The organism is Adonisia turfae CCMR0081 (assembly GCF_011009555.1).
Classification (GTDB): domain Bacteria; phylum Cyanobacteriota; class Cyanobacteriia; order Phormidesmidales; family Phormidesmidaceae; genus Leptothoe; species Leptothoe turfae.
Genome location: NZ_QXHD01000004.1, coordinates 80,731 through 90,904, shown reverse-complemented (window position 1 = coordinate 90,904; position 10,174 = coordinate 80,731). Strand labels below are relative to the sequence as shown.

General features: G+C 50.2%; 17 protein-coding genes and 1 pseudogene. All 18 read right to left on the bottom strand.

What is annotated here, in order from left to right:
* The coding region (locus DXZ20_RS37205) for a hypothetical protein (RefSeq protein WP_250565613.1) at positions 1–207 on the bottom strand (207 nt) is incomplete at its 3' end.
* Positions 208–356: 149 nt separating this feature from the next.
* Positions 357–587, bottom strand: a complete 231-nt coding sequence (locus DXZ20_RS04560; RefSeq protein WP_163696727.1) for a hypothetical protein — start codon at positions 585–587, stop codon at positions 357–359.
* Positions 587–1,246: a DNA cytosine methyltransferase gene (locus DXZ20_RS04555; protein WP_163696725.1), complete on the bottom strand. Its 660-nt coding sequence runs from the start codon at positions 1,244–1,246 to the stop codon at positions 587–589. The genes DXZ20_RS04560 and DXZ20_RS04555 overlap by 1 nt, the downstream gene beginning before the upstream one ends.
* On the bottom strand, positions 1,243–2,325 hold the full coding sequence (locus tag DXZ20_RS04550) for a hypothetical protein (RefSeq protein ID WP_163696723.1): 1,083 nt from the start codon (positions 2,323–2,325) through the stop codon (positions 1,243–1,245). Before DXZ20_RS04550 ends, DXZ20_RS04555 begins: the two co-directional genes overlap by 4 nt.
* 250 nt (positions 2,326–2,575) lie before the next feature.
* Positions 2,576–2,986, bottom strand: coding sequence for a DUF3850 domain-containing protein (locus DXZ20_RS04540; RefSeq protein ID WP_163696719.1), 411 nt, complete (start codon positions 2,984–2,986; stop codon positions 2,576–2,578).
* A 2-nt stretch (positions 2,987–2,988) separates the two neighbouring features.
* Positions 2,989–3,351, bottom strand: a complete 363-nt coding sequence (locus DXZ20_RS04535; RefSeq protein WP_163696717.1) for a hypothetical protein — start codon at positions 3,349–3,351, stop codon at positions 2,989–2,991.
* 48 nt (positions 3,352–3,399) lie between these two features.
* Positions 3,400–3,795 carry a hypothetical protein gene (locus DXZ20_RS04530; protein ID WP_163696715.1) on the bottom strand — a complete coding sequence of 132 codons (396 nt, stop codon included), beginning with the start codon at positions 3,793–3,795 and terminating at the stop codon, positions 3,400–3,402.
* Positions 3,792–4,007 (bottom strand): hypothetical protein, encoded by a 216-nt coding sequence (locus DXZ20_RS04525; RefSeq protein WP_163696713.1) that lies wholly within the window; start codon positions 4,005–4,007, stop codon positions 3,792–3,794. The genes DXZ20_RS04530 and DXZ20_RS04525 overlap by 4 nt, the downstream gene beginning before the upstream one ends.
* The gene (locus DXZ20_RS04520; protein ID WP_163696711.1) at positions 4,004–4,243 is read right to left on the bottom strand and encodes a hypothetical protein; all 240 of its coding nucleotides are present in this window, start codon (positions 4,241–4,243) and stop codon (positions 4,004–4,006) included. Before DXZ20_RS04520 ends, DXZ20_RS04525 begins: the two co-directional genes overlap by 4 nt.
* Positions 4,244–4,572: 329 nt before the next feature.
* The gene (locus tag DXZ20_RS04515; RefSeq protein WP_163696710.1) at positions 4,573–4,815 is read right to left on the bottom strand and encodes a hypothetical protein; all 243 of its coding nucleotides are present in this window, start codon (positions 4,813–4,815) and stop codon (positions 4,573–4,575) included.
* Positions 4,812–5,183 carry a hypothetical protein gene (locus DXZ20_RS04510; RefSeq protein WP_163696708.1) on the bottom strand — a complete coding sequence of 124 codons (372 nt, stop codon included), beginning with the start codon at positions 5,181–5,183 and terminating at the stop codon, positions 4,812–4,814. The genes DXZ20_RS04515 and DXZ20_RS04510 overlap by 4 nt, the downstream gene beginning before the upstream one ends.
* Entirely contained in the window at positions 5,180–5,389 is a 210-nt protein-coding gene (locus tag DXZ20_RS04505; protein ID WP_163696706.1) for a hypothetical protein, read from the bottom strand. Before DXZ20_RS04505 ends, DXZ20_RS04510 begins: the two co-directional genes overlap by 4 nt.
* Positions 5,390–5,391: 2 nt before the next feature.
* The gene (locus DXZ20_RS04500; RefSeq protein WP_163696704.1) at positions 5,392–7,599 is read right to left on the bottom strand and encodes a DnaB-like helicase C-terminal domain-containing protein; all 2,208 of its coding nucleotides are present in this window, start codon (positions 7,597–7,599) and stop codon (positions 5,392–5,394) included.
* On the bottom strand, positions 7,599–8,621 hold the full coding sequence (locus DXZ20_RS04495) for a DUF4373 domain-containing protein (RefSeq protein ID WP_163696702.1): 1,023 nt from the start codon (positions 8,619–8,621) through the stop codon (positions 7,599–7,601). Before DXZ20_RS04495 ends, DXZ20_RS04500 begins: the two co-directional genes overlap by 1 nt.
* Entirely contained in the window at positions 8,618–9,289 is a 672-nt protein-coding gene (locus DXZ20_RS04490; protein WP_163696700.1) for a GIY-YIG nuclease family protein, read from the bottom strand. Before DXZ20_RS04490 ends, DXZ20_RS04495 begins: the two co-directional genes overlap by 4 nt.
* A 14-nt stretch (positions 9,290–9,303) precedes the next feature.
* Positions 9,304–9,543, bottom strand: a complete 240-nt coding sequence (locus DXZ20_RS04485; RefSeq protein ID WP_163696698.1) for a hypothetical protein — start codon at positions 9,541–9,543, stop codon at positions 9,304–9,306.
* Positions 9,544–9,601: 58 nt separating this feature from the next.
* The gene (locus DXZ20_RS04480) at positions 9,602–9,922 is read right to left on the bottom strand and encodes a hypothetical protein (protein ID WP_163696696.1); all 321 of its coding nucleotides are present in this window, start codon (positions 9,920–9,922) and stop codon (positions 9,602–9,604) included.
* Positions 9,919–10,174 (bottom strand): annotated as a pseudogene (locus DXZ20_RS37200) (hypothetical protein); the annotation flags it as partial. The gene DXZ20_RS04480 and the pseudogene DXZ20_RS37200, both read right to left, overlap by 4 nt.

Sequence of the window (10,174 nt, the reverse complement as noted above, 5' to 3'; positions counted from 1 at the left end):
TTTACGATCTTGTCTTGGGTATTCATTGTGACACTCCTGATTCAGTGTGAGTTTACAGGATGTGTCAGATAAAGTCTTAACTATTACATCTAACTCGATCGGGTTGACCTGCCAGTGAGTTCCAGTTTTTCGGTAATGAGTACCCCAAACAAGATCAGAGCTTTGCCTACCAATGCGTGCCCGTTCAGCTCGCTCGATCTCATTCATGATGGTAGATCTGCTAGTGCTGATTATTGCTGCTGCATTGGTAGGCGTAACCCACGGTGAAGTGGGCAATCCTAGTGCATTTATCAATTGCTCTAAGTACTCTAACCGAGTTCGTAGCATCTGTATTTCATTCTGCAAAGGTTGTGCCATTACAATTTTCTCCCCTCCCGCTCATCCATCTCCCAACACCGCTCCAGATGCTCCACATGTCCATCCACACCCCGCTCTTTTTCTGATTCATCCCCCAAAAACCACCACCGCATGAAGCGCCAAGCCTTGATCGGCAGGGATCTCAGGCGCGCATACCATGGGCGGGTTTCCCACCGGGCTTCGAGTCGGGCTCTGAAGTTTTCTATGTTCTGCTTCTCGATGGGGTTCATTACGCGGCCACCTCCTCACCAAAACAAACATTCATCAACTGCTCCCCGATCCACCGTGTATAGGCAGGTGGGATTGCTTGGGCCAACTCTTTGCCGATCATCCAGTCGATGCCCATAGCTTGGCGCGCTTCATCGACAAGAAAATTACAGCCAGTAACCGTAATAAACCCATCTCCCGTATGAAGCCTGTTCTTACCCCGATGGCTGGAACATGAACCCGAAATCGGCACCACCGGCGGCGACATGATCCAGGGATTCACCTCAAAATATCGGTCTCTTTGCACCTGCAACCCGAACATGTTTCCGCGTAGCTTTATGGGATTGATTAGCTCAGATTTCGCCCCCGAAACATTCTCAATCACGTAGGACTTGCCAATCTCCTGGAGCGCCTCGCGCACAACCGGGATTAACTTAGGGGCTGATGATTGACTGAGTGATTTGGTGACGCTGTAACCCTGGCACGGTGGGCTTGCATGAATAACACTGAATTCACTCAAGTCCAGGATGGTTAATGCCTCTTGCCAATCCATTTGATGGAATTGGAAGGGATAACGAGATTGAGGCTTGATGTCTACCCCGACAACATCGAAACCGGCTTCGTGATACCCCATGGCAGCACCACCAGCGCAGCAGAATAAATCGAGTAGTTTAGGCTTCACGCTGCCACCTCCAACAAACTCAACTGGTCAACTTGTCCGTGCTGCCTCACTCCGCCCATCTCCCACCAACCTTCATGGCGAACGGCGCGCTTTGTTTTCTTGCCTGCGTTTTTAGGCTCAGGCTTCCGATTTGTGCAGCCTTGTAATGGGCCTAAATCGTGGAAGTAGAAGCCGAGAGACTGCATAAATTTAGCGATCTCTTCGTACTGAATCCATTGTTGGTTAACGACATGAGGCACCCCATCGCCGTCGTACTCGATGCTTTGCAGCCAGTGCCCGTGATAGTTGGTGGCCACAATTCTGTCGCAATCCACATCAATTGCCGCTAGCACAGCCCCTTTATGCATTTCGAGGAGGGCCGGATCGTTGGGGTTGCCCCCATTGTTGGCATAGGCTTTGCTCATTCCAATCCCACCGGATCGTTGTCCTGGCCCAGGCGCACTATAAGGAGGATCGATGAAGGCAATTGTTTTTAGCTTCGGAGTCGGGACAAAAACCTTAGTCCAATCATCAAAAACCTCAACACCCCATCGAGGGCTATACCATGGCAGGTCGTAGCTGTAATTCTTAAGCCACTTAGACCAGTCGGGCTTATCGGTTCGAGGGGAGACATTGAGCATCCCCTTCTCATTGCAGCGGACATTGCCCCCGTGGACAAATTGGTGGAGCAAGATTTTAGCGGCGGCATACTCAGTTGTGTTAACACCTTCCCCTTTGCTATCAATAATATTTTTCAGATCAGCAAACAGTTCTGAGGGTGTTTGGGTGGCTAACAATATCTCATCAATGAAATCCTGGAGATAGCATTGAATTCTTGAATTATGACGTTGATACAAACGGTTGTCAGACCAAGTAGGTTCCTGGGTTTGCCACACATCATAAACCGCCCTCACCGCTGGATCAGAGTCTGCCACGCGAGCGCTTTTAATCCAGCCACGCTGCAATGCCTTAATCGTCCACCGAAGAGAGCCACCAAAGGGGATATAGGCCAGGTCGTAGGTTGCCCCATCCCAGACACGATATTTTTTCTCGTCTGATTTGCCCCCAAGGTAGCGGGGAATCAGCATTGGGTTACTCATTCCTTCCCCCTCACTACTTCCACGTCGCCCTCAATCCCCACAGCCTGCTGCATGCGCTGCGCTGTACCCCAGCAGAAATCACAGCTATCAGGCATGCCATCGTCGGCCCCTCGACACCATGGCCGAAGATAGCCACAGGTCTCGCATTCAAAAATATTTCCTGGTTGGCAGCCACAGTTCTTTCCGTAACAGCCAACTGGACTGAGGCCAACTAGGGCCCGAACTCGTTGGTGAAAGTTGGATAGATTCTTCACGCGCCCACCCCCTCAATCTCAATTTGGCCGGCCAAATCCTGCTGCTCCTGCTCGAGGATCTGGGTTAGGTCTTTGCCTTCAGAGCCCGAAACAGACTTAATCCCCATCACCACGTATCCCGCTTGCTGCTGAAAATCGGTGATGTAAGTGATTTGGAACAGCGAATTCTGTCCCGTATAGCCTGACTGAATCGCTTGTTCTACGGATTCACGGTCACTTGAGTCAAGTGATTCCATAGCCCGTGCGGCTAGCGCTGGATCGTATTCCTGGAGCGCTAAATAATCGCCAACCTTGAAATCGCGATCGTTTTTGCGAATCTCAAACGGTTTCTCTCCGCGCACCACTGGCCAGAAGTGGTGGGGCCAGGACTTGAGATTGTGGGTGGTGGGTTGTGTGGTGGTGTTCATAGCTATACGTCCAAACTTAACTGCATCGACATATCCACGGTTGCGGCTCCCTTCTGCTGTAGGTCTTGGATGACCTTCATGACGGTTTTCTCTTTGAGCCGCTTGTCCTTTCCGTTAACTTCTCCAACCCAGTCATCACAGAATTTTGTGATATCAAAATCCTCAATGCCATCGGCCCCAACGCGCTCAATCTTCAAAGCGAAAAAGATAAATGCAGCATCGTTGATCAGCCCCTGGCACCACCAAGTGGTTAATTCGTGCTGACTCACCTTGATCGGCATCCGGCTATATTTCAGCTCGGCCTTTTCGGCTAGATTCTCGTGTGTCGCCGGTACGGTGTCGGGGGCAGTGGTTACTAGTGTCATCGTTCTCTCCTTTTTAGAAACTGGTCATTGGTCTAGTGGTCGGTGTAATCAGGCCAACAGCGTCAGCTGCCCTGCCCTCTCTGCCTTTGCCTGCTGCTTCTGGAACCTTGCAGACGTCGTGTTATCAAGCTTCAAGTGACAGACAGAGCACAGCGCTTTGAGGTTGTCTCTCCGTACATCCTCAGGACGGTGATTGAGATGGGCGACGGTAAGCACGAAGCGGGTGGGCTTTTCCACGTCAACCCATCCAAAATCCTCATCCCAGACAGATTCCATCCAGTCGTCTTTCCAGTACGCAGAAAGCCGATCAAGGATCTGACCTTCTTTTTCACCAGGCTGGCGGCAGGGTCTACCACATTGCTCACAGCACCAGCCCGCCTCTTGCTTAACGCTGTGGGCTATTTGCTCCCAGTTGGCGGGGTATAGTTTTCGGTCCCAACTCACGCCACATCACCTCCATAAACTTTCCAACGCTCTTCTCCACTCAGCACCTGACTAATCCGTGGGCTGAATATCTCGGCCACCCCATGACACGCCTTGCAAAACATTCCACCCTGTCGAGCATCACTCCAGCGGCAACTCAGGCAAGTGCCCCGTCGTTGCTTGGGAAAGCGGGCAGTCCTTAGCTTTCGTGGGGCGGTGTATCTGTTGCTCATAGCTCTCTCCTTTCTTGAACTTTGCTAAATAGCCTTTTCCTTAGCAATGCGCCCAACTTAATCACCAGCTCGTCGCTTAATTGAGAAACGATTACGTTTGTCGTCCAGCCATCCTCAATCCTGAAATCCTGCTGCTGACACCAAAGCCTGAGGCTTTTGTCAAATCCGGCTGAATCTAGCTTTTGAAAAAAAGAGACCATACCCAGCTGTGGAGACAAATCAATAGGGGTACTCACAGCTCGCCTCCCCTCGCAGGAGCCAGCAACAGCAGATCCAACGGGTCACACGGAAACGCTGGCACACCCCGAGACTTCCACTTCACCGGGACACAAAACGCCCGGTCTCGCCCAAGCGACTGGCCAAAGCGCACAACCTCGCACACCTGATCGGGAAACAGCGGGACCGGATGACCCTCCCGAGCCTTGGGGACAACGAGGTCACCGGGTGAATATTCCGCTTGAACAGGTTCGGGCTTTGGGGTGGGTGGGATAGGGGTTGAGTCGACGATGATTGGAGCGTCGAAGACGGAGAGTTGAGCTGATAGCAAAATATCCATGGTTATCTCCTACCCAATCCTTGGGGCTAATTTCTCTTGCTTCAACGACTCGACAATCGCTCTAAGTTCATCCGCCATTGCTTGATTGCCCCAAGTCTTGCTAGCGACTGAAAAGCAAAGCCCGTCTAACTCTTTGGGGTTACCCACCAAGCAGCTGACTAAAGGGTCGTAAACATAACCAGGGCAAACCTCATAGGTGATCCAAACGTTGCTTCCTTCGCGGATTACGTCCCAGTACTGTAAATTCATCATCTTGCAATACTCTCCTTCAGCTTTCGCAATTGCTGTTTCTCGTCCCCCGTCAAATGCCCCCACACCTGCTGTTTTTGTTCTTGAGTGAGGCATCCTAGTAGCTCAAGGTCTTGAGCGGATTGCTGACCCGACTGGGCATCACTCAGGCAACACTCGCGGACAATCAGCAGGCAGGTATCTAGCGCTTCCTTGTCGAGTGGCCCGATAATGTCGCCTTGAGGGGTGAGATCGGCTACGCTCCACACCTGTCCGCTGGCAGTCTTGATTTTTTCGACTTCGCCCGTGACTTTGTTGGTGCCAAGCTTGGCGATGCGATCGATCATGCTAAGGCGATAGTTGAGGATGGGGGCGTTTTTGGCGAGGTTCATGCTGCCTCCCTATAGCGGCTTACTACATCCACTAGGTCGTCAACCAAAGATTGATGGCCCCAGTACTTGCTAAGTAAACTCTCTTTAGTACCCTCTAGTTCTTGGCCTACAAGCGCTGGCAGGTAAAGTTCATAAATCCCTTTGCCGTGGTCATAGACTGCATAATCGCCTTGAACTTGCCAGTATTTATTAGTTACTGATTTCATAATTAATCCCAGTCCAAACTATCAATTGAGTTTCTTTGATCACCCTGACTTGGTGGTAAATACTCTCTGCCCGCAGCAAGGTTCCTAAATCTCGTATATTGGGGTTCAAACAAAAGCTTCACTGTCCCCACCGCTCCGTTACGGTGCTTGCCAACAATCACCTCAGAGATGCCTTTATTAGGTGATTGTTCATCGTAATAATCCTCTCGATACATCAACAAAATTAAGTCGGCGTCTTCCTCCAAACTCCCTGATTGCTTGAGGTCTGAAATCGAGGGACGCTTGTCACTACGCGTCTGAACATCGCGATTTATCTGAGATAAAAGCACTACTGGGGCATCTATCCGCTTAGCCATGTCCTTCAAAAACCCAGAAATAAACACGACTCGCTCACGGTCATCGCGACCAGGGGCATCCAGCTTCAAGGCATGGTCAACAAAGACGATTTCAGACCGGTTTTTAGCTGCCAAAGCTTCAATATCAACAACAGGTAGCCGAGGTGTGTCGTCAACAATAATCTGGAGCCCTTGAAGCACCTGAGCAGCTTTTTCAAGATCGACCCACTTGGACTTGGGAATATTGCCTGTCTGCAAATCCGTGGAGTCAATCGAAGCGAGATTAGCCAGCAGTCGCTCTGAGATTTCTTCTTTAGTCATTTCCAATGAAATAAACAAAACTCGCTTACCCTGCAGCCCTGCATTAAGCGACAACGCCACAGCCATGGCAGTTTTGCCCATAGCCGCCCGACCGCCAAGGACGATCAGATGCTTGTTCTTGAAGCCGATAATTTTTTGATCTAAATCAACAAACCCACTGTTAACAACCGGTAGCGTCCCCCCATCTGCACGACGCCTGATCTCTGCCAACGCTCCCCCTACGATGTCGTCAATCTGCTCTGCGCCAGTAGTGGCACTCGGCGTTAACGCCCTAGAAAGATTGCTTAAATCAGAGTTAGTAGCCCTAAAGTCTGTCTTGATCCGCTTGGCAACCATATGACGCTCAAACGGATCCTTAATTTCGGCATACTCAGAGACAGCCTTTCTCAGATCCTCTGCGGTCAGATCTTCCCCTTCGATGACTTCTGCCTGGGTAGCGTTGAGATCCGCTTGCTGAAGCTGCTGGACATTACTGTGGGCCTGCTCGGTATTTTTCCAAACCCAAGACTTCAAGCAGCCCTCGATCATAGTTGGGTTGAGCGAAGGACTTGGGCGATCTTTCTCGGCCTTTGCCCAGATTGTTCTTGGCTGCCCCTTTGGTTGATCTTTGTCTAACCCAGTAGATGAACACCAGCTATCGAACAGCATTTTAGGATCGCCCGTGTAACGCTGGCCAATCCCGCTTAAGTAAGCTGCGGTACCGATTAAGTCACGGGCAATCATAGCCCCCGTGTCATTCCGACCGCGATCGCTCTGACCTGTTTCCAAAATTTGCCGCGTTTTGGGAGAGCACGCAACCAATAGGTCTACAGGCGTACCACAAGGCAGGGTGAACGCTTTATCAAATTCAGCCCATGTTTTTGCTTGGTTTGTCTCCTCAGCCTCAGTCAGCATCGCCTCAAGCATCCAGGTTGGTGCTTCAGCAACAGGCACTTCGCTAGGGTGATAGATCCACCGATACCCCTCACTCTCCGGATGAGAGCCGATAACAACCGACTGCGCACCAGTCCAGCGGAATTCAATGCCTTCAACAGCAACAGACTCTTCGTTACCTGTCCGCCTATTGACTCGTAACTCAAACTTAGTCCCAATCTTGGTGGTAGTTATCCCAGGCCAGAAAACCTCAGGTACTTGGTAAATGGCTTGATATCTGCCTTGCCTGCCGCTGGTTACTACAGCAGTTTTTGGCATAGCCTCAGAAATTTCATTGCAGCCAGATAACTCCAGGATTTTCGGGTCTCCGGTCGGCCCATCGTGGTCGAAAAACAGCAGCCCTCCCGACGGTTCACCACACAGCACACCAGCCGCCTTTACGTACCGGGCTGGCAGTGTATAGGCATTTGGCTCACCAGCTTTGCAAACAGCACCGGAAAATTCACCCGTTGCAGATGCATTATCAAAATCGGAAGCCTGAAATCTAGACTTTTGCCAATCAGTGTACTGAGGCGCTTTCTTGCCACCTACCGGGATAAAAGCCCAATGCCCTGGAAGTTTGGCAACCTCACGAGCGATAGATGCTACCCCAAAATCGACCACTTGGGCAGAATTGTTCATCACGCTGCTGTCCCCCGGTTCATTCGTTCGCGGATCATCCGCTCAAATTCGCTTTCAACGACGACGTACTGAGGCTGGGCGTTAGCACGCTCTTCGCGCTGTTGCTCAATCTGCTGGTACTCATCCCACCAGTTGTAAACCTGACTGAGTCTTTCCTGTCCTTTAGGACTGTCAAAATTCCCTTTTTTGATATGACCTTTGGCATCCCCAAACGTCGCTCCATTGGGATAGCAGTCCCAGCCTGCCATTTTGGTTTGGGCAAATTCGACAAACCCGGAGTCATAACTTGTTAGATTTCCACGCCAATCCTTCAACCATGGGCGTTCTTCCATGAACTGGCGACTACCCTGATACGGCGTCAACCCTTGGTGATACTCATGAAATTTATTTTTTTGTGGCGGCGGCGTGGCGGAAGAATTAACGTTTTGGCACTGTGCAGGATTTTGCGCTTGACCAGTTTGGTGTGCAGGGGCCTCGCCTGAAGAATCTTCTTTTTCTTTTTCCTCCGGGTCCTCATCAGCCGATAAGGGGGTAGGGGGATAAAAAAGATCTGGATCTGGATCTGTATTAGTCGTGACGTCTGTGTGACTCTCCGTGACATCGGCATTGTCACGCGTGACGCCTGTGTGACAATTAGGGTCTTTTTTTAGCTTCTGCTTTTCCCTCTGACGGCGCTTACGCTCCTTAGCGGCAACCTTTTGAGCAATATAAGAATCCGCCCTTTTTATTATTCCAGGGCAGTAAATGTGGTGTTCTGCCCAAAGTTGGGTGTCAATTAAGCCAACCTCAGAAAGTGTGTCTAAAACCCGAACTAGCGTCCGCCAGTCTGTCAGGTTCATTTTTTTGGATGCTTTTTTGAACCATGTGTCAGTGGCGTCAATCAAAAAGCCGTTTTCCTCTGCAGCATACAGTTGTTCTAAAAGCCACCACCAAATTCCATAGCCTTGCATCCCATGAGCTTCGATCAGTTCCCAAATTTTGTCGTCATCAAAAGCTGCTAAGTCGTGCTTGAAGTATTTCATGACGCCGCGCCCTCCCAATTCGACAACACTTGACGAGTACAAAGAGCTTTAAGCTTGGGAGATTCAGAAGATTGACTTATGCCATCAAGGATCAAGTCTTTTAGAGAATCTGTAATAGCGACTGTTTTCCCAAGAGGCTTGCCACACTGATAACGCCATTGAACCGCTTGGTAAATGCAATATAGTTCTGTCAAATTTGTTGCGTTACAAAGTAAATTAATCCACCGCGATTTAACACCTATTACTTGAGATAAAAAATGCAGCGCATAGGCATATTTGATATCTTCAGATGTATTAAGTGATTTGGGGCAAAAGTCCTCATGTATTAGGTAGTAAGCATCTTTAGCGGAAAGCTCAAACCATTCACCATTAACTCTTTGGTTGGCATAGGCTTTATGCATCCAGTTTTCTGCGTGCCTCATGTGAAGAGTTGGCCATGTGGCGACTAAATCAGTCTCAAATGGCATTTTTGGGTAGACTTGCTTCAGTCTTCTGTCTGGATTTTTGCTGAGCCCAAACTTGAAAAAGTGAGTCCCTCTTGCGTGCATTGCGTACACATACCCAGGGTCTTCAGGTATCTCGTAATTATTGTTATGGATTTCTTGAGTTACTCTTGCGCCCGCGTGATGCTCGTCTATTAGTTGCTCTAGCCATTCGTAGGTATTCATGCTTGTCATCACCCTTACCCCCGATCACCTTGTTGGCGTAATTCATAAATCCGCTGGGTCGTTCCAGTCGTCGCCCCAAAACCGAAGTCACATAGCCTGTAAGCGCATCGTCGAGCCACAGCAGCAACAGGATTAGCCCCACTAGCAAACCTCTGAATGGTGTCGGCGGCAATCGTCATATCTGTCAGTGGCGGAATTTCAGCCGCACAATCCCCCCGCACCTCCAGGGGCACGGTCTGTTCTGTTCGTCTCATTTCCAGGAATTACTTACTAAACAACAATCGGTAGATGCACGGAATAACGCTTCTGCGGCTACTGCGGGCTGGCCCTTTCTCTAAGCCCCCGCCACAACTTCCGCAACGCCAGGTAGACATATGCTTTGGCCAAGCCTTTCAGCTGCCCTGCTCGCCACTGTGGCAGGGTCTGATAGTCGAAAATCTCTTGCCAGCGCTTGCTGTAGGTCGCACCCCCGACAACCACTGGTAGAGCTTCGGAAATTTGAGCCCAGTGGCTCTCATACCAGGACACAGAATTCCTGATATCCTCAGGGGTTACCTTGATGGGCTTCCCCTTGCCTTTGTCATCAAAAATCAACTCACGATCGCATTCGGTGGGTGGGTGAATGTGAGTCATGCTGCAACAGCCTCCACCAACGAATCGTGGTATGCCACAGCCAAGGCAAATGCTTGCCACACATCAGCCTTAAACCCATAAAAGTAACCTGGGTCAGTCTTGGTCCCCTTTCCGTGATTGCTAACGCCTGGGGCAAAGCGGTCTTTTAGATAGGCTTTGACTGTGGAGTCATTGCGATCTCTCGGCTTCAGGCCAGGTAGCAATATCTTTTTGACATCGCTCCGTGGGACTAGAACAGGGGTGACAGCGTTG

Coding starts and splice junctions, on each gene's coding strand:
- DXZ20_RS04560 (WP_163696727.1), bottom strand. CDS start 587: ATGAACCCCATCGAGAAGCAGAACATAGAAAACTTCAGAGCCCGACTC.
- DXZ20_RS04550 (WP_163696723.1), bottom strand. CDS start 2,325: ATGAGTAACCCAATGCTGATTCCCCGCTACCTTGGGGGCAAATCAGAC.
- DXZ20_RS04540 (WP_163696719.1), bottom strand. CDS start 2,986: ATGAACACCACCACACAACCCACCACCCACAATCTCAAGTCCTGGCCC.
- DXZ20_RS04535 (WP_163696717.1), bottom strand. CDS start 3,351: ATGACACTAGTAACCACTGCCCCCGACACCGTACCGGCGACACACGAG.
- DXZ20_RS04525 (WP_163696713.1), bottom strand. CDS start 4,007: ATGAGCAACAGATACACCGCCCCACGAAAGCTAAGGACTGCCCGCTTT.
- DXZ20_RS04515 (WP_163696710.1), bottom strand. CDS start 4,815: ATGATGAATTTACAGTACTGGGACGTAATCCGCGAAGGAAGCAACGTT.
- DXZ20_RS04510 (WP_163696708.1), bottom strand. CDS start 5,183: ATGAACCTCGCCAAAAACGCCCCCATCCTCAACTATCGCCTTAGCATG.
- DXZ20_RS04505 (WP_163696706.1), bottom strand. CDS start 5,389: ATGAAATCAGTAACTAATAAATACTGGCAAGTTCAAGGCGATTATGCA.
- DXZ20_RS04500 (WP_163696704.1), bottom strand. CDS start 7,599: ATGAACAATTCTGCCCAAGTGGTCGATTTTGGGGTAGCATCTATCGCT.
- DXZ20_RS04495 (WP_163696702.1), bottom strand. CDS start 8,621: ATGAAATACTTCAAGCACGACTTAGCAGCTTTTGATGACGACAAAATT.
- DXZ20_RS04490 (WP_163696700.1), bottom strand. CDS start 9,289: ATGAATACCTACGAATGGCTAGAGCAACTAATAGACGAGCATCACGCG.
- DXZ20_RS04485 (WP_163696698.1), bottom strand. CDS start 9,543: ATGAGACGAACAGAACAGACCGTGCCCCTGGAGGTGCGGGGGGATTGT.
- DXZ20_RS04480 (WP_163696696.1), bottom strand. CDS start 9,922: ATGACTCACATTCACCCACCCACCGAATGCGATCGTGAGTTGATTTTT.